Raw genomic sequence first — 17,920 nt, forward strand, 5'->3', positions numbered from 1 at the left:
ATGCGCCGCAGCGGCGAAGCCCTTTCCCCTCCTCATCATCCCTCGGCCAGCGAGCCGGCCCGGAGCGATCGCTCCGACTGGGCCACGCTGCGCCGGCTGTTTCCCTACCTCTGGCGCTACAAGTGGCGGGTGCTGGCCGCGCTGCTCTTCATGGTGGGCGCCAAGGTGGCCAATGTCGGCGTGCCGGTGCTGCTGAAGAACCTGGTCGACACCATGACGCCGAAGCCCGACATGGCGCAGGCGCTGCTGGTGGTGCCGATCGCGCTGCTGGTCGCCTACGGGCTGCTGCGCTTCTCGACCTCGCTGTTCGGCGAACTGCGCGAGCTGGTCTTCGCCAAGGCGACCGAAGGCGCGGCGCGCAGCATCTCGCTGGAGGTGTTCCGGCACCTGCATGCGCTGTCGCTGCGCTTCCACCTGGAGCGGCAGACCGGCGGCATGACGCGCGACATCGAGCGCGGCACGCGCGGGGTGCATTCGCTGATCTCGATGTCGCTCTACAGCATCGTGCCGACCATCATCGAGCTGACGCTGGTGCTGACCATCCTGGGCGTGAAGTTCGATGCGCTCTTCGTCTGGATCACGGGTGCCGCGCTGGTGCTCTACATCGCCTTCACCGTCACGGTGACCGAGTGGCGCACGCAGTTCCGCAAGACCATGAACGAGCTCGACTCGCTGGCGCAGAGCCGTGCCATCGATTCGCTGCTGAACTACGAGACGGTCAAGTACTTCAACAACGAGGAGTTCGAGGCGACGCGCTACGACGCAAGCCTCGACCGCTACCGGCGCGCCGCCATCAAGAGCCAGAGAACGCTGAGCCTGCTCAACACCGGCCAGCAGATGCTGATCGCGGTGAGCCTGGTGCTGATGCTGTGGCGCGCGACCGCGGGCGTGGTCGATGGCCGCATGACGCTGGGCGACCTGGTCATGGTCAACGCCTTCATGATCCAGCTGTACATCCCGCTCAACTTCCTGGGCGTGATCTATCGCGAGATCAAGCAGAGCCTGACCGACCTGGACAAGATGTTCGTGTTGATGGAGAAGGAGCGCGAGGTGCGCGATGCGCCAGGCGCCCGGCCGCTCGCGGGACGCGATGCCAGCGTGCGCTTCGAGGATGTGAGCTTCGCCTACGAGGCCTCGCGGCCGATCCTCAAGCATGTGAGCTTCGAGATTCCGGCCGGAAAGACAGTGGCGGTGGTCGGGCCCTCCGGGTCGGGCAAGTCCACGCTGGCACGGTTGCTCTATCGCTTCTATGACGTCCAGCAGGGCCGCATCCTGATCGGCGGCGAGGACATCCGCGAGGTGACCCAGGCCAGCGTGCGCCAGGCCATCGGCATCGTGCCGCAGGACACGGTGCTTTTCAACGACACCATCGAATACAACATCGCCTATGGCCGCCCGGGCACCAGCCGGGCCCAGGTCGAGCAGGCGGCGCGGGCGGCGCGCATCCATGACTTCATCGCTGCAACGCCCAAGGGCTACGACACGCCGGTGGGCGAGCGCGGCCTGAAGCTTTCGGGCGGGGAAAAGCAGCGAGTCGCGATCGCGCGCACGCTGCTGAAAGACCCGCCGATCCTGATCTTCGACGAGGCGACCTCGGCGCTGGACTCGGCCAACGAACGCGCCATCCAGGCGGAGCTCAAGAGCGCGGCGCAGAACAAGACCACCCTGGTGATCGCGCACCGCCTCTCGACCGTGGTCGACGCGCACGAGATCCTGGTGCTCGAGGGCGGCGTGATCGTCGAGCGCGGCACCCACGCGCAACTGCTCGCCAGGGACGCGCGCTACGCCCAGATGTGGGCTCTGCAGCAAATCGAGGCTGCCGAGCCCGTTCTTTGATTCCCATTCTTCCGGAGATCGGATGTCCGACAAGATTCCCCTCCTGGTGGTCAGCAGCCTGTCGAGCGCCCACCAGGCCCAGATTGCCGCGGTGTATGACCTGACTTATGCGCCCACGCCGGCCGAGCGCGCTGCCGCCATCGCAGCGCAGGGCGCCCGTTACCGCGCGGTGCTGACCATCGGCGTGATCGGGCTCACGCCCGACGAGCTCGCGGCAATGCCGAAGGTCGAACTGATCTGCGCGATGGGCGCAGGCTACGAGTGCCTGCCGCTGGAGGCGGCGCGCTCGCGCGGCATTGCCCTCGCGAACGGCGCCGGCACCAACGACGACTGCGTGGCCGACCATGCCTTCGGCCTGCTGATCGGCATCGTGCGCGGCATCCGCATGCTCGACCGGGCGTGCCGCGAAGGCATATGGCGCGAGGCAATTCCGCAGCCGCCCAACGTCTCGGGCAAGCGCCTGGGCATCCTCGGGCTGGGCACCATCGGCCAGAAGATCGCCAAGCGTGCCGCCGGCTTCGACATGGAGATCGGCTACCACAACCGCAAGCCGCGCGAGGGCGTGGCGCATCGCTACTTCGACAGCCTGCAGTCCATGGCCGAGTGGGCCGACGTGCTGATGATCGCCACGCCGGGCGGCCCCGGCACGCGCCACCTGATCGATGCCCGCATCCTCGATGCGCTCGGGCCGCAGGGCTTCCTGGTCAACATCTCGCGCGGCAGCGTGGTCGACACCGAGGCGCTCGCCGCCGCGTTGCGCGAAAGGCGCATCGCCGGCGCCGGGCTGGACGTCTACGAGAGCGAGCCCGAGCCGCCACGGCCATTGATCGGACTCGACAACGTGCTGCTCACGCCGCACGTGGCCGGCTGGTCGCCCGAGGCCACGCAGGCGTCGGTAGACCGCTTCATGGCGAATGCCGAAGGGCACTTCGCGGGGCGCGGCGTCGTGTCGCCGATCTGAAGGGGTGTGCAGACCGGCCGCGCGAGCGGCCGGCGGTCCTGGCATTGCTCTTGCTAATTGACTGGGCGATTAATTAAGACGAGGGTTAACCCCATGTCGGTGCATGGAGGCCCAGGGCTAATCTCGCACATTAATTAATTGGGTGATTAATTAGTTGAGCACGTGGCCGGTTCATCGGCCCGGGCATTCCTCTTGAATGGAGATCGAAATGCAGAAGTGGATGCGTGTGTTCGGCGCGGCGGGCTTGCTCGGCCTGGCCGCAGGTGGCGCCTGGGCGCAAGACACGGTGAAGGTCGGCGTGATCCAGCCGCTGACCGGTTCGGTGGCCTACAACGGCCAGGCCTTCGTGAGCGGCGCCAAGCTGGCGGTGGAACGGCGCAATGCTGCCGGCGGCGTTTTCGGGCGCAAGGTGGAGCTCGTGATCGAGGACGGCCAGTGCCGTCCGGCCAACTCGGTCAACGCGGCCGAGAAGCTCATCCAGCGCGACAAGGTGGTGGCGCTCGCAGGCGCCTTCTGCAGCTCGGCCACGGCCGCGGTGATGCCGGTGGCCGAGAAGTACAAGGTGCCGCTCCTGACCGGCGTGTCGTCCAAGGCGGACCTGACGGAAAAAGGGATGCAGTACTTTTTCCGCTCGGCAGAGACCGACCGGCTCATGTCCAAGACCTTCAGCAAGATCCTGGCCGAGAAGCTGCAGCTCAAGACGGTGGCCTACATCGGCGTGAACGACGACTGGGGCCGCGGCGGCGTCGAGGACTTCTCCAAGGACCTCGGCGCGCTGGGCGTGAAGACCGTGATGAAGGAGTACTTCGACCACGGCGCGACCGACTTCTACACGCTGCTCACCAAGCTCAAGGCCAGCAATGCCGACGGCGTGTTCGTCGCGGCCGAGACACAGGACGGCTCGATCCTGGTCAAGCAGTTCAAGGAGTTCGGCCTCAAGACCAAGATCTTCGGCGTGGGCTCCTGGGCGACCGCGGACTTCGTCGGCCTGGCCGGCGACGCCTCCGAGGGCATCTACGCCGCCGTCCCCTATGCGTCGAGCCTGCCGGGCGAGCGCAACAAGGCCTTCGTCGATCTCTACACCGCCGGCTACAAGGAAAAGCCGGGCAAGTACGGCGCGGCCGGCTACAACGCGCTGAACATCATGATGGATGCGCTCGCGCGTGCCGGCAAGGCCGAGCCCGACGCGGTGCGCGACGCGCTGCGCAAGACCGACTACGCCGCGCCCAATGGCCGCTACCGCTTCACCGAGAAGGGTGAAGGCTACGGCTTCGACGTGGTGCTGGTGCAGATCGTGAACAAGGAGCCGCGCGTCGTGGCCCAGAGCGCGACCGAGAAGCCCTGAGGACCGGCATGGAGCAGTTGCCACAGTACCTCGTCAACGGCCTGGTCACGGGGTCGTTCTACGCCCTGTCGGCCCTGGGCCTGACGCTGATCCTCGGCCTCATGCGCGTCGTCAACTTCGCGCACGGCGAGCTGTACATGATGGGAGGCGTCATGGGCTGGTGGGCCACCACGCGGCTCGGCCTCGACTTCTTCACCGGGCTGCTGCTGGTGGCCGTCGCGATGGGTGCGTTCGGCTGGCTGGTCGACCGCCTGCTGATCGAGCGCATCCGCGACCAGGGCGAGGAGCCCGGCATCCTGCTGACCATCGGCTTGTCGATCTTCCTGGCCAACACCGCGTTGCTGATGGTCGGCACCGCGCCGTTGAAGGTGGAGGCGCCGATCGCCGCGGGCCCGGTCTTCCTGGGCACGGTGGTGCTCACCAAGCTGCGGCTGTTCGCGGTGGGAGTGTGCGCGCTGCTGATCGTGGCGGCCTGGCTCACGATCCACAAGACCCGGCTCGGGCGCGCGATGCGCGCCACCTTCCAGGACCCGATGGCCGCGCGGCTGGTGGGCATCCGCACCTCCAGCGTCTACGCCAGCACCTTCGCGATGGGCACGGTGATCGCGTCGATGGCGGGCATGCTGCTCGGCTCGATCTACTCGGCGCAGGTGTCGGTGGGCGGCCTGGTCAGCATGAAGGCCTTCGTGGTCGTGATCCTCGGCGGCATGGGCAGCTTTGCCGGCGCCATTGCCGGCGGCCTGCTGCTCGGCGTCGCGGAGGCGCTGTGGGGCGGCTACGTCGCCACCGGCTGGGTCGACATCATTGGCTTCGCGCTGGTGATCCTGGCCCTTGTCTTCCGGCCTTACGGTCTCTTCTCCCGGCGGGTGGAGCGCGCATGAAATTCGAACGTCGATGTCTCTGGGCGCTGATGCTGCTCGCGGCGCTGGTGCCCCTGCTGGTGCGCGACCAGTACCTGCTGCACATCGCCATCATGGTGCTGTTCTACGCAGTGCTCGCCACCAGCCTCAACCTGGTGGTGGGCTACGTCGGCGAGTTCTCGCTCGGCCACACCGCCTTCCTCGGCACGGGCGCCTATGCGGCGGCGCTGCTGTCGACCGTCCATGGCTGGCCGATCTGGGCCACCATCCCGGTCGCTGGTGCCCTGGCGGCGCTGATGGGCGTGATCATCGGGGGCATCACGCTGCGGCTGCAGGGGCCGTTCTTCGTGATCGTGACCCTGTCGTTCGCCGAGGTGCTGCGCCTGGTGGCGGACAACTGGATCGCGCTCACGAACGGCCCGATGGGCATCGCCGGCGTGCCGCAGCCCGCACTGCTGGCGGAGGCCGGCAACCTCGGCGCCAAGCAGTTCTACTACGCCGTCGCCTGGATGCTGCTGGCGATCGCGCTGTACCTCTCGTACCGTTTCGTGAACTCCAACGCGGGCCGCGCGGCCGTCGCCATTCGCGAGAACCGCTATGTCGCGCAATCGATCGGCATCCGGCCGCTGACCTATTCGATGTTCGCGCTGGTGCTCGGCGCCTTCCTGTCGGGCATGGCCGGCGGCTTCTATGCGCACTACATCTCCTTCGTCGGGCCTGAAGTGTTCCGCTTCGCCTTCATGGTCAGCATGATCATCATGGTGCTGATCGGCGGCAAGGGCACGCTGGTGGGGCCGCTGATCGGTGCATTGCTGGTGACCTTCCTGGAGGAGTACCTGCGCGAAGCCAAGGAACTGCGCCTGTCTCTCTTCGGCCTGGCGGTGATCGCCATCGTGCTGTTCCTGCCGCGCGGCCTGATGGGCTTCATCGCGCGGCGCCGGGAGACCCGCGCCGTGGCTGCTGCGCCCCCCACCGCTCAGAGCGCCCCGCGCGCGGCCCGGAGGCCTGCATGAACGCGGCGGGCACGCTGGAGGTCCGCGGCCTCAGCAAGTCCTTCGGCGGCATCCATGCCGTGAAGGACATCAGCTTCGATGTGCAGCCCGGCGAGATCGTCGGCCTGATCGGCCCGAACGGCGCCGGCAAGACCACCTGCTTCAACCTGATCACCGGCTTCTACTCGCCGAGCGAGGGCAGGGTGCACTTCCGCGGCGGCGACGTGACGGGCGAAAAGCCCTACCGCATGGCACGCCTGGGCATCGTGCGAAGCTTCCAGAAGACCAACATCCTCAAGTCGTTGACGGTGTTCGAGAACGTGCTCACCGGGCATTACCTGGAAGCACGCCAGCCGCTCTGGCGCACCTTCTTTCCCGGCGCGCGTGTGCGCCGCACCGAGCATGCCGTGCGCGAGAGCGCGGAGCGGATCGTGCACACGATGGGGCTCGGGCAGCGCATGGACGTGCCTGCGTACATGCTGTCCTGCGGCGAGCTTCGCCTGCTCGAAGTGGCGCTCGCGCTGGCCGCCAAGCCCGAGATCCTGATGCTCGACGAGCCCGCGGCCGGCCTGAACAGCCAAGAAGCGAAGACCTTCGGCGAGATCCTGAAGAAGCTGCGCGGCTCCTTCGTGAAGTCGATCCTGATCGTGGAACACAACATGGGCCTGGTGATGGGCGTGTGCGACCGCGTGGTGGTGATGCATTTCGGCGAGAAGCTGGCCGAAGGCACCCCCGCCGACGTGCAGAGCGATGCCCGCGTGATCGAGGCCTACCTGGGCGGAGGGAGAAAGTCATGAGTGCCGTGATGGCAAACCCCATCCCCATCGGGCAGGGTGCAAGCGCGCCAAGCGCCCACCTGCTCGAGCTGAAGGACGTGCATGTCAGCTACGGCAAGACCGCCGCGCTGCACGGCGTGAGCCTTGCCGTGCAACCGGGCGAGGTGGTCGCGCTCATCGGTGCCAACGGCGCCGGCAAGAGCACCACGTTGCGCGTCATCTCCGGCCTGCTGCGGCCGACGCGCGGCGAGATCCAGTTCGATGGCCGCGCCATCGGCGGCATGCCGGCCGACCGCGTGGTCGCGCTGGGCATCGCGCAGTCGCCGGAAGAGCGCCACGTCTGGCCGGCGATGAGCGTGTACGAAAACCTCTCGCTCGGCGCCTACCTGTGCAAGTCGGCCGCGGAGATCGAGCAGCGCATCGCCAAGGTGTATGCCCGCTTCCCGCGGCTGAAGGAGCGGCACCGGCAGCTGGCCGGCACGCTCAGCGGCGGCGAGCAGCAAATGCTGGCCATCGGCCGCGCGCTCATGTCCGAGCCCAGGTTGCTGCTGCTCGACGAGCCGAGCCTGGGGCTGAGCCCGCGCATGGCCGAGGAGGTGTTCGACTTCGTGCGCGAGATCCATGCGCATGGCGTGACGGTGCTGCTGGTCGAGCAGAACGTGCACAACGCACTCTCGGTCGCGTCGCGCGCCTATGTCTTCGAAACCGGCCGCGTGGTCGCCGAGCGCGATGCGGCCGGGCTGCTGCAGGACCCGGAACTGCTCAGCGCATATCTCGGCGCCTGAGCCGCATGGGCATCCGGAAGGCGAAGGTGTTCCAGCGAGCCGCGGGTGCGCCGGGGCACTGGCCCTCGCCCCCGCGGCCTTCATCGAACAACGACTCGTTCATTCGTTTCAAAAGCAATCCAACAGGAGATCTGGTATGAGCAAAGCAATGCGCGTGGGCATCGTCGGCGGCGGCATCGGCGGCGTCGCGCTGGCGCGGGCGCTGCGGCTGCGCGGCATCGACGCCCACGTTTTCGAGCGCGCCTCGGCCTTCGGCGAAATTGGAGCGGGCGTGCAGATGACCCCCAATGCCGCCAAGGTGCTGAAGGGCCTGGGTGTGGGCGAGGGCCTGGATCGCATCGGCTTCCTGCCCGAGGCCATGGTCGGGCGCAACTGGAACGACGCGCGCGAGCTGTTCCGCACCCCCCTGCGCGAGGTGTGCCCGCGGCTCTTCGGGGCCGGCTTCTATCACGTGCACCGGGCCGACCTGCACGCGATCCTCTGCGAGGGCATTCCGGCGGACCGCGTGCGCTTCAACGTCCAATGCACCGGCGTCGAGCAGCACGGCGAGCGGGCCGTTGCGCAGTTCTCGGACGGCACCCGCTTCGAGGCCGACCTGATCGTCGGCGCCGACGGCATCCATTCGGCGGTGCGCGATTCGCTGTGGGGCAAGACGGATGCGCGCTTCACCGGCCACATGTGCTGGCGCGCGCTGGTGCCGGTGGAGCAGCATCCGCTGCCCTTCGTCAGCCCGGACGCCTCGTTCTGGATGGGGCCCAAGGCACACATCGTGACCTACTACGTGAAGGGCGGCGCCGCCGTCAACATCGTGGCCGTCAACGAGAGCGCGCAATGGGTTGCCGAGTCGTGGACCGAGCCCAGCACCCGCGAGGAGCTGCTGGCTGCCTATGCCGGCTGGCACCCGAACATCGTCCGCCTGTTCGAGCGCACCGACACCTCGCAGATCTTCAAGTGGGGCCTGTTCGACCGCGACCCGATGGGCGCGTGGTCGCAGGGGCGGGTCACGCTGCTGGGCGACGCGGCGCACCCGATGCTGCCCTTCCTCTCGCAGGGCGCGGCGATGGCGATCGAGGACGCCTACGTGCTGGCTGCCGCGCTGGCGCACCACGCCGGCGACTGCGCGGCCGCGCTGCGCGCCTACGAGGCCGAACGGCTGCCGCGCACGGCCCGCGTGCAGCTCGAGGCGCGCGAGCGCGGCCGCACCTATCACCTGTCCACCCCCGAGGAACAGCGTCAGCGCGACCTCGCCTTCCAGCAGCAGCAGGCGAAGAACCCAAACGCCGTCGGCATCAAGGCCGAGTGGGTCTACGAATACGACGCGACCCGCTGCGACGAACGCTTCGACACCGTGGCCTCGGTGGCCTGAACCGGAGGACGAACATGAAGAGCTATCGCATCGGCCAGATCGTGCCGAGTTCCAACACCACGATGGAGACCGAGATCCCCGCCATGCTGCGCCTGCGCGAGCAGGTGCGTCCGGAACGCTTCACCTTCCATTCGGCGCGCATGCGCATGAAGCAGGTCAACAAGGAAGAGCTTGCGGCCATGGACGCCGAATCCGACCGCTGCGCGCTGGAGCTCAGCGATGCCCGCGTGGACGTGCTCGGCTATGCCTGCCTGGTGGCCATCATGGCGATGGGCCGCGGCTATCACCGCCAGTCGGAGACCCGCCTGCGCGCGGCCACCGCCGGCAACCAGGGCGAGGCGCCGGTGGTCACCAGTGCCGGGGCCTTGGTGGATGCACTGCGCGTGATCGGTGCGCGCCGCATCGCCCTGGTCGCGCCGTACATGGTGCCGCTGACCAAGCTGGTGATCGACTACATCGAGCATGAAGGCTTCGAGGTGGCGGACTGGCGGGCGCTCGAGATCCCCGACAACCTGGAGGTCGGACGCCACGACCCCGCACGGCTGCCGGGCATCGTCGCCGGCATGAAGACCTCGGACGTGGACGCGATCGTGCTCTCCGCCTGCGTGCAGATGCCTTCGCTGCCGGCGATCGCACGCGTGGAAGCGGCCACCGGCAAGCCGGTCATCACGGCGGCCGTGGCGACCACCTACGCGATGCTCGGCGCGCTGGGCCTGGAGCCCGTGGTGCCCGGCGCGGGCGCGCTGTTGTCCGGCGCCTATGCGGGAGCGAAGCGATGAGCGGCAGCCATTACCTGTACGGCGCGCATGTGCACGCCAATGGCATCCGCCAGCACTACCTGCGCTACGGCGGCACCGGCGGCGAGCGTGCATCGCGCGATGCGGTGATCCTGGTCCCCGGCATCACCAGCCCGGCCGTGACCTGGGGCTTCGTCGCCGAGCGCTTCGGCCGCCACTTCGACACCTATGTGCTCGATGTGCGCGGCCGAGGCCTCAGCGAGGCCTCGGACACGCTCGACTACAGCCTCGATGCGCAGGTCGCCGACGTGATCGCGCTGGCCCAGGCGCTGGCTTTGCCGCGCTTCGCGCTGGTCGGGCACTCGATGGGCGGACGTATCGCGATCCGCGCCGCCGGGCGGCAACCTGCCGGACTCACGCGCGTGGTCGCGGTCGATCCGCCGGTCTCCGGCCCCGGCCGGCGTGCGTACCCGGCAAAGCTGCCGTGGTACGTGGACTCCATCCGCCTTGCGCGCCGCGGCATCACCCTGGACCAGATGCGCGAGTTCTGTCCGACCTGGAGCGAGGCGCAGCTGCGGCTTCGCGCGCAATGGCTGCATACCTGCGACGAGCGCGCCATCGTGACCAGCTTCGAGGCCTTCCAGACCGACGACATCCACGCCGACCTGCCCCGCATCGCGGTGCCCTTGCTGCTGATCACCGCCGAGCGCGGCGACGTGGTGCGGCCCGGCGACGTCGAGGAGATGCGCCGCCTGGCCCCGCAGCTCGCCGAGGTGCGCGTGCCCGACGCCGGCCACATGATTCCCTGGGACCACGAGGCGAATTTCTATCGCGCCTTCGGCGAGTTCCTCGGCCATCCGCTCGATTGAGAAGAAAGGAGAACGCCATGGCTGTCCGCGACACCGACCTGATCCGCGCCTGGACCCAGGTCCTCACCCTGTCGAAACTGAAGGCCGGGGATGCCGTCACCGTGCTCACCAGCGAGCACACGCACCCGCAGACGCTGCGCTGCGCGATCACCGCCGCGACGATGCTCGGTGCCTGCGTGAGCCGGCTGGACCTGCCGCCCGTCAATGCCGAGAAGTCGCTGAGCCGCGACCCGCTGGCGTACCTCGGCACCACGCCGCTCACGGGCAACCGCGCTGCCCTCGCGGCGCTCAAGGCCAGCGATCTCGTGCTCGACCTGATGACCTTGCTGTTCTCGCCGGAGCAGCACGAGATCCTGCAAGGCGGCACGAAGATCCTGCTGGCGGTCGAGCCGCCCGAGGTGCTGCTGCGCATGGTGCCGACGCTGGAAGACTTCGAGCGCGTCCAGGCCGGCGTTGCGCTGCTGAAGGGCCGCCGCACGATGCGCGTGAGCTCGGCCGCCGGTACCGACCTTCACCTGCCGCTGGGCGAATACCCGATCACGGCCGAGTACGGCTTCGTCGACCAGCCGGGCCGCTGGGACCACTGGCCCAGCGGCTTTGCCTTCACCTGGCCGAACGAAGGCGGCGCGCAGGGCCGCATCGTGCTGGCCAAGGGCGATGTGCTGCTGCCGATGAAGTCCTATGTGGGCGAACCGATCGAGCTGACGGTGAAGGATGGCTTCGTCACCCGCATCGATGGCTCGGTGGAAGCCGAGATGCTGCGCGAGTACATCGAGTCCTTCGCGGACCCCGAGGCCTACGCCATCTCGCACATCGGCTGGGGCCTGCAGAAGCGTGCCTATTGGTCGACGCTCGGCCTCTACGACCGCGAAGCCACGTTGGGCATGGACGCGCGCGCGGTCAGCGGCAACTTCCTGTTCTCGCTCGGCCCCAACAACGAGGCGGGCGGCAGCCGCACCACGGCCTGCCACATCGACATTCCGATGCGCCGCTGCAACGTCTTCGTCGACGAGCTGCAGGTGGTGCGCGAGGGCCAGGTGGTCGAGGAACTGATGACGGCGCAGCCGCCGCGGAAAGAGCCGGCCCATGCCTGAAGAGACCGAGGTCTACCGCCGCCAGGGCTTCGGCGCCGGCTTGGGCGTGCAGCCGCCGCTCGGCCTGCTGATCGTCGACTTCGTCAACGGCTTCGCCGACCCGGGCGTCTTCGGCGGCGGCAACATTCCGCAGGCGATCGAGCGAACGGTGCCGCTGCTGGCGCTCGCGCGCGAGCGCGGCTGGCCGGTGGCGCACAGCCGCATCGTCTATGCCGACGACAATGGCGACGCCAACGTCTTCAGCGACAAGGTGCCTGGCATGCTGACGCTGAAGGAGGCCTCGCCCGCCAGCGCGATCGTCGATGCGCTCGCGCCGCATGCGGGCGAGCTGGTGGTGCGCAAGAACGTTCCGTCTGCCTTCTTCGGCACCACGCTCGCGCCCTGGCTCACGCAGCGGGGCGTGCGCACGCTGCTGGTCGCCGGGTGCGTGACCAGCGGCTGCGTGCGCGCCAGCGTGGTCGACGCCATGTGCTGGGGTTTTCGGCCGCTGGTGCTGGGCGACTGCGTGGGCGACCGCGCCCTCGGGCCACACGAGGCCAGCCTGTTCGACCTGCAGCAGAAGTACGCCGACGTGATGACGTCGGCCGAATTGCGCGAGCGCCTGCCTGCTGCGGGTTGAAGGCGCTCAGCGCGCTTCGAAGCCGCCGACCACGAAGCGCGTGACCTGGTCGATGAGTGCGTCCGTGTCGTCGGGGTCGTACATGCCCTTGGGCGTCATCTCTTCCATGCGGTGGGTGTCGGAGAAGGCGTAGAGGTACGTGCCGATCATCAGCGTCACGCGCCAGTACGCGTCGAGCTCTCCGAGCTTCGGCAGCGCCTCCCGCAGCACCTCCACATAGCGCCGGGTCGAGCCGCCATAGGCATCGGTGCGCAGCTTGTACGAGATCTCGGGCGGCTCGGTGTGCAGCCGTGCCTGCAGCCGCAGGAAGGAACGCCCCTGCGGCGTTCCGCGCAGCTGCAGCGTGGGCAGCAGGAAGGCCCGCACGATGTCGCGCACGCGCGGCTTGCCGCCCTTGCCCAGGGCGTCCAGGTTCTCCATGCGCTGCTGCGAGATCACCTGCCCGCGCCGCAGGAACACCGCCTCGTACAGCCCGTACTTGGAGCCGAAGTAGTAGCTGATCAGGGCCTGCGTGACCTTGGCCTCGTTGGCGACTTCGCGCAGCGTGGTGCCGGCATAGCCGAGGTTGGCGAACTGGCCTTCTGCCGCGTCGAGGATCTCCTCGCGAACGACGCTCGCGCCTCCGGGGCGGCCCGGTCCCTTCTGCTTGCTGCGGCGCTTGTGCGGCGCCGCAGCGGCCACTTCGGCATGGGGCGACTGGCTTGGAGAATCCATGAATTAATCGCTCGTTTAATAGTTGGAGTGTAGTGTGCCGGCGCCCATTGTTCGAGGCACGCGGGAGTGCCCGGACATAATCGCCGCTCATGGAAACCAAGTGGCTTGAGGACTTCGTCAGCCTTGCAGAGACACGCAGCTTCAGCCGCTCTGCCCAATTGCGCCATGTGACCCAGCCCGCCTTCTCGCGCCGCATCCAGGCGCTCGAAGGCTGGGCCGGCACCGACCTGGTCGACCGCAGTTCCTACCCGACGCGCCTCACGCCTGCCGGCCAGACGCTCTACGGCCAGGCCATCGAGATGCTGCAGGCCCTGCAGAGCACGCGCGCCATGCTCCGCGGCCATTCGGCCGCGGCGCAGGACGTGATCGAAGTGGCGGTGCCGCACACCCTGGCCTTCACCTTCTTCCCTGCCTGGGTCACCAGCTTGCGCGAGCAGTTCGGGCCGCTGAAGAGCCGGCTCATCGCGCTCAACGTGCACGATGCCGTGCTGCGCCTGGTCGAAGGCAGCTGCGACCTGCTGATTGCCTACCACCACCCTTCGCAGCCGCTGCCGCTGGATGCCAACCGCTACGAGATGGTGAGCCTCGGCGAGGAGGTGGTCGCGCCCTGGGTCAAGCCCGATGCGGAAGGCGCGCCGCGCTACCGGCTTCCGGGCCGTCCGGGGCAGCCGCTGCCGTACCTCGGTTATGCCCCCGGCGCGTACCTGGGCCGCGTGGTCGACCAGTTGCTGAAGGAATCGCGCACGGCAATCCACCTCGACCGGGTCTATGAGACCGACATGGCAGAAGGCCTCAAGGTGATGGCGCTCGAAGGCCACGGCATTGCCTTTCTGCCGCAGAGTGCGGTGCGCAAGGAGGTGCGGGCGCGCACGCTGGTGAGCGCACTGCCGCCCGAGATCGAGAAGCTCGAAGCGACCATGGAGATCCGCGCTTACCGCGAACGTCCAGCCTCCGCTCCCGCCTCTGCCAGGCCCGGGCTGCGCAAAGGCGAAGGGCTTGCCGCGCGGGCCGACAAAGGCACTGCCGACGCGCTGTGGGCGTACCTCGTGGGAACTCAGCCGCCGGCAGCCTGATGAGCCGTGCCGCGTCATGTTGTGCAGTGCACAAACTATGACGGCGCGGCATGCCGACTGCTGCAATGGGCATTTGCCCTCGGGGCCGTCGACCTTCTAAAGTCTGCCCCGACGTTTTGCTGCCCCAGCGGGCCGGAAAAGCTCGCGCCGCCCGCGTGCTTTTTTTCGGGCACAAAGGCTGCTTTATGTGCTCGCACGAAGCGCTCTGCAACACACTGCCCCGGTTCGGAACTGCGCCGCACTCCGCGCGATTGCAGACGGTGCGCCCCGCACCGGGTTGGCCCGGGTGTGGCGCAGAATGCGGGTGTCTAGAATTTGTATCCTCTCAGTCACAGGAGTTTTCTACATGAAGAAGCAAGTATTGGCACTGGCCGTGATGGCGCTCGCCGCCGGCAGCGCACTGGCGCAGGCCAATGACACGCTGGCCAAGATCAAGTCCAGCGGCGTCGTCACGATGGGGGTGCGCGATTCCTCCGGTGCACTGGCTTACACCATCGGCGACGGCAAGTACGTCGGCTTTCACACCGAGATGGCGCGCAAGATCCTGAGCGACATTCAGAAGCAGCTGGGCCTGCCCAAGCTGGAGGTCAAGGAGCAGCTGGTGACCTCGCAAAACCGCATTCCTCTGGTGCAGAACGGCACCGTCGACCTCGAGTGCGGCTCGACCACCAACAACGCGACCCGCCAGAAGGACGTGGACTTCGCCGTCACCACCTTCGTCGAGGAAGTGCGCATCGCCGTGAAGGCCGACTCCGGCATCACCAAGATCGCCGACCTCAATGGCAAGAGCGTGGCCACCACCACCGGCACCACGTCCGTGCAGACCCTGCGCAAGAACGAGCGCGCGCAAGGCATCGACTTCAAGGAAGTCATGGGCAAGGACCACGCCGACAGCTTCCTGCTGCTCGAGTCCGGCCGTGCCGACGCCTTCGTGATGGATGGCCAGATCCTGGCCGGCAACATCTCCAAGTCCAAGAACCCGGCCGGCTTCAAGATCGTGGGCGAGCCGCTGTCGGTCGAGCCGATCGCCTGCATGGTGCGCAAGGGCGACAAGGCCTTCCTGGACGCGGTCAACAAGAGCATCGAGGCGCAGATCAAGGACGGTTCCCTGGCCAAGCTGTACGACAAGTGGTTCATGCAGCCGATCCCGCCGACCAACACCAAGGTGGGCCTGCCCCTGTCGGAGGCCACCAAGGCCGCCTGGGCCTCGCCCAACACCAAGCCGATGGAAGACTACGCCAAGAAGTGATGCACATGGGCTGAACCGGAACGCCCGCCCTCTGCGGCGGGCGTTTGTTTTCAGGTTTTCTTTTCTTCTTCTTCAAGCAATAACGACGAGGAGGTCCCGATGGGAAGTTGGGATTGGCAGGTCTTCCTGCAGGACCCGGGCGGCAAGGACCCGACGTATTGGCAGTGGCTGCTCTCCGCGTGGGGCTGGACGGTATCCGTCGCGCTGTCGGCTCTGGTGGTGGCACTGGTTCTCGGCTCCGTCGTCGGCGTGATCCGCACGCTGCCCAGCAGCCCTTTCTGGGTGCGGCTGGGCAATGCGTGGGTCGAGCTGTTCCGCAACATTCCGCTGCTGGTGCAGATCTTCCTCTGGTACCACGTGGTACCGGCGCTGTTCCCGGTCATGCGCGACGTGCCGCCGTTCGTGCTGGTGGTGCTGGCGCTGGGCTTCTTCACCTCCTCGCGCATTGCCGAGCAGTTGCGCTCCGGCATCCAGGCGCTGCCGCGCGGGCAGCGCTACGCCGGCATGGCGGTGGGCTTCACCACGTCGCAGTACTACCGCTACGTGCTGCTGCCGATGGCCTACCGCATCATCATTCCGCCGCTGACCAGCGAGTCGATGAACATCTTCAAGAACTCGTCGGTGGCCTTCGCCGTGTCGATCGCCGAGATGACGCAGTTCGCGATGCAGGCCGGCGAAGAGACCGCGCGGCCGATGGAGATGTACCTGGCCGTCACGGTGCTCTACATCATCTCGGCGTTTGCCATCAACCGCATCATGGCGTCCATCGAGAAGCGCACGCGCGTGCCCGGCTTCATCGCCCAGGCGGGCGGGGGAGGGCACTGACATGTTGGCCAACCTCGACTTCTCCTTCTACAACTGGAACGTCATCAGCGGATTCCTGCTGAAGGGCCTGTACTTCAGCGTCTTCCTCACGGTGGTTGCAACCCTCGGCGGCATCGTCTTCGGCACGCTCCTGGCCTTGATGCGTCTGTCGGGCAAGAAGTGGCTGGACGCGCCCGCCGCCATCTATGTCAACGGCATGCGCAGCATTCCGCTGGTGATGGTGATCCTGTGGTTCTTCCTGCTGGTGCCCTTCATCATTGGCCGGCCGATCGGCGCCGAAGTCTCGGCGATCGTCACGTTCGTCGCCTTCGAGGCCGCCTACTTCAGCGAGATCATGCGCGCGGGCATCCAGTCGATCCCGCGCGGCCAGGTCTACGCAGGGCAGGCGGTGGGCATGACCTACAAGCAGAACATGACGCTGGTGATCCTGCCGCAGGCCTTCCGCAACATGCTGCCGGTGCTCCTGACGCAGACCATCATCCTGTTCCAGGACACGTCGCTGGTGTATGCCATCGGCGCCTACGACCTGTTGAAGGGCTTCGAGACGGCCGGCAAGAATTTCGGCCGGCCCATCGAGTCCTACCTGCTGGCGGCGGTGGTGTACTTCGTCATCTGCTATGCACTGTCGTTCCTCGTCAAGCGTCTTCACAAGAAGATCGCCATCATTCGCTGAACATCGAAAGGCAAAGTCATGGCCGACAAAATGATTGAAATCAAGAACGTCTCCAAGTGGTACGGGCCGGTCCAGGTGCTCAACGACTGCTCCGTCAGCATCGCCAAGGGCGACGTGGTGGTGGTGTGTGGCCCTTCCGGCTCGGGCAAGTCCACGCTGATCAAGACGGTGAACGCGCTCGAGCCCTTCCAGAAGGGCGAGATCACGGTCAACGGCATTCCGCTGCACGACCCCAAGACCAACCTGCCGAAGCTGCGCTCCAAGGTGGGCATGGTGTTCCAGCACTTCGAGTTGTTCCCGCACCTGTCGGTGACGGAGAACCTCACGATCGCGCAGATCAAGGTGCTGGGCCGCTCGCAAGACGAGGCCAGGACGCGCGGCCTGAAGATGCTCGACCGTGTCGGCCTGATGGCGCACAAGGACAAGTACCCTGGTCAGCTCTCCGGCGGCCAGCAGCAGCGCGTGGCGATCGCGCGCGCGCTGAGCATGGACCCGATCGTGATGCTGTTCGACGAGCCGACTTCGGCGCTCGACCCCGAGATGGTCGGCGAGGTGCTGGACGTGATGGTGGCGCTCGCCAAGGAAGGCATGACCATGATGGTGGTCACGCACGAGATGGGCTTTGCGCGAAAGGTGGCGAGCCGGGTGATCTTCATCGACGTGGGCGGGCGCATCCTGGAAGACTGCTCGAAGGACGAGTTCTTTGCGCATCCGGAGAACCGGCAAGCGCGGACCCGGGACTTCCTGAACAAGATCCTGCAGCACTGAACGCTGCGTGCCTTGAACGAAGAGCCCTGCAATGCGGGGCTTTTTGCTTTCTGGGGCTTGTGGTCCGATGGGGAGGGCGCCCGGCGTGCGGTGCGGGCCAGCCGACCCACTGCGGCGGCCCCTTCGAGGCTTCCCTGCGGTGCTCGCCTTTCTGGGGAGAGGGCGGGGGTGAGGGCAATGGGACTGTCCACGAAGGCGTGCGGTATGCCCTGGGCTGGCCGTTGAGGCGCCGCCGAGCAGCGCAGCGGCAGGCGGATCAGGGCCGCGCGTGTTTGAGCGAAGCGAGTTTGCGCGGACCCCGCCTGTCGCGAGCAGCGCAGGGCAGCCCGAAGGGCCGGTGACGTCGGCCGGCCCAGGGCATACAGCACGCCTTCGCAC

18 protein-coding genes are annotated in these 17,920 nt (G+C 67.3%); 17 read left to right on the forward strand and 1 reads right to left on the reverse strand.

Annotation, left to right across the window (positions count from 1 at the left end; translation table 11 throughout):
• The 12 genes from E5CHR_RS04245 to E5CHR_RS04300 all read left to right on the forward strand — a co-directional run bounded on the left by E5CHR_RS04245 (position 1) and on the right by E5CHR_RS04300 (position 12,240).
• The gene (locus E5CHR_RS04245; RefSeq protein WP_162578523.1) at positions 1-1,836 is read left to right on the forward strand and encodes an ABCB family ABC transporter ATP-binding protein/permease; all 1,836 of its coding nucleotides are present in this window, start codon (positions 1-3) and stop codon (positions 1,834-1,836) included.
• A 22-nt stretch (positions 1,837-1,858) separates the two neighbouring features.
• Positions 1,859-2,797 (forward strand): 2-hydroxyacid dehydrogenase, encoded by a 939-nt coding sequence (locus tag E5CHR_RS04250; RefSeq protein WP_162578524.1) that lies wholly within the window; start codon positions 1,859-1,861, stop codon positions 2,795-2,797.
• Between the two features lie 208 nt (positions 2,798-3,005).
• Entirely contained in the window at positions 3,006-4,142 is a 1,137-nt protein-coding gene (locus E5CHR_RS04255; protein WP_162578525.1) for an ABC transporter substrate-binding protein, read from the forward strand.
• An 8-nt stretch (positions 4,143-4,150) separates the two neighbouring features.
• The gene (locus tag E5CHR_RS04260) at positions 4,151-5,023 is read left to right on the forward strand and encodes a branched-chain amino acid ABC transporter permease (RefSeq protein ID WP_162578526.1); all 873 of its coding nucleotides are present in this window, start codon (positions 4,151-4,153) and stop codon (positions 5,021-5,023) included.
• The gene (locus E5CHR_RS04265; RefSeq protein WP_162578527.1) at positions 5,020-6,015 is read left to right on the forward strand and encodes a branched-chain amino acid ABC transporter permease; all 996 of its coding nucleotides are present in this window, start codon (positions 5,020-5,022) and stop codon (positions 6,013-6,015) included. The genes E5CHR_RS04260 and E5CHR_RS04265 overlap by 4 nt, the downstream gene beginning before the upstream one ends.
• A complete protein-coding gene (locus E5CHR_RS04270) occupies positions 6,012-6,791 on the forward strand; it encodes an ABC transporter ATP-binding protein (protein WP_162578528.1) in 780 nt (259 codons plus the stop codon). Before E5CHR_RS04265 ends, E5CHR_RS04270 begins: the two co-directional genes overlap by 4 nt.
• Positions 6,792-6,799: 8 nt before the next feature.
• A complete protein-coding gene (locus E5CHR_RS04275; protein WP_174255690.1) occupies positions 6,800-7,555 on the forward strand; it encodes an ABC transporter ATP-binding protein in 756 nt (251 codons plus the stop codon).
• 136 nt (positions 7,556-7,691) lie between these two features.
• Positions 7,692-8,921, forward strand: coding sequence for an FAD-dependent monooxygenase (locus tag E5CHR_RS04280; RefSeq protein WP_162578530.1), 1,230 nt, complete (start codon positions 7,692-7,694; stop codon positions 8,919-8,921).
• A gap of 14 nt (positions 8,922-8,935) precedes the next feature.
• Positions 8,936-9,700 carry a maleate cis-trans isomerase family protein gene (locus E5CHR_RS04285; protein WP_162578531.1) on the forward strand — a complete coding sequence of 255 codons (765 nt, stop codon included), beginning with the start codon at positions 8,936-8,938 and terminating at the stop codon, positions 9,698-9,700.
• A complete protein-coding gene (locus tag E5CHR_RS04290; RefSeq protein WP_162578532.1) occupies positions 9,697-10,527 on the forward strand; it encodes an alpha/beta fold hydrolase in 831 nt (276 codons plus the stop codon). The genes E5CHR_RS04285 and E5CHR_RS04290 overlap by 4 nt, the downstream gene beginning before the upstream one ends.
• 17 nt (positions 10,528-10,544) lie before the next feature.
• Positions 10,545-11,621, forward strand: a complete 1,077-nt coding sequence (locus E5CHR_RS04295) for a 2,5-dihydroxypyridine 5,6-dioxygenase (RefSeq protein WP_162578533.1) — start codon at positions 10,545-10,547, stop codon at positions 11,619-11,621.
• Complete coding sequence (locus tag E5CHR_RS04300; RefSeq protein WP_162578534.1) at positions 11,614-12,240, forward strand: N-carbamoylsarcosine amidohydrolase; 627 nt, start codon at positions 11,614-11,616, stop codon at positions 12,238-12,240. Before E5CHR_RS04295 ends, E5CHR_RS04300 begins: the two co-directional genes overlap by 8 nt.
• Before the next feature lie 6 nt (positions 12,241-12,246).
• Here the strand turns inward: E5CHR_RS04300 and E5CHR_RS04305 are convergent, their stop codons facing one another.
• Entirely contained in the window at positions 12,247-12,954 is a 708-nt protein-coding gene (locus tag E5CHR_RS04305) for a TetR/AcrR family transcriptional regulator (RefSeq protein WP_162578535.1), read from the reverse strand.
• 89 nt (positions 12,955-13,043) lie between these two features.
• Here E5CHR_RS04305 and E5CHR_RS04310 point away from each other — a divergent pair, with 89 nt between their 5' ends.
• The 5 genes from E5CHR_RS04310 (at position 13,044) to E5CHR_RS04330 (ending at position 17,542) form a co-directional block, all read left to right on the forward strand.
• Positions 13,044-14,027 carry a LysR substrate-binding domain-containing protein gene (locus E5CHR_RS04310; RefSeq protein WP_162578536.1) on the forward strand — a complete coding sequence of 328 codons (984 nt, stop codon included), beginning with the start codon at positions 13,044-13,046 and terminating at the stop codon, positions 14,025-14,027.
• Between the two features lie 346 nt (positions 14,028-14,373).
• Complete coding sequence (locus E5CHR_RS04315; protein ID WP_162578537.1) at positions 14,374-15,276, forward strand: amino acid ABC transporter substrate-binding protein; 903 nt, start codon at positions 14,374-14,376, stop codon at positions 15,274-15,276.
• 99 nt (positions 15,277-15,375) lie between these two features.
• Complete coding sequence (locus E5CHR_RS04320; protein ID WP_162578538.1) at positions 15,376-16,101, forward strand: amino acid ABC transporter permease; 726 nt, start codon at positions 15,376-15,378, stop codon at positions 16,099-16,101.
• 1 nt (position 16,102) lies between these two features.
• Positions 16,103-16,774 carry an amino acid ABC transporter permease gene (locus E5CHR_RS04325; protein ID WP_162578539.1) on the forward strand — a complete coding sequence of 224 codons (672 nt, stop codon included), beginning with the start codon at positions 16,103-16,105 and terminating at the stop codon, positions 16,772-16,774.
• A 30-nt stretch (positions 16,775-16,804) separates the two neighbouring features.
• Positions 16,805-17,542 carry an amino acid ABC transporter ATP-binding protein gene (locus E5CHR_RS04330; protein WP_162583561.1) on the forward strand — a complete coding sequence of 246 codons (738 nt, stop codon included), beginning with the start codon at positions 16,805-16,807 and terminating at the stop codon, positions 17,540-17,542.
• Positions 17,543-17,920 lie beyond the last annotated feature (378 nt).

Source organism: Variovorax sp. PBS-H4 (assembly GCF_901827205.1).
In the GTDB taxonomy this organism is placed as follows: Bacteria; Pseudomonadota; Gammaproteobacteria; order Burkholderiales; family Burkholderiaceae_C; genus Variovorax.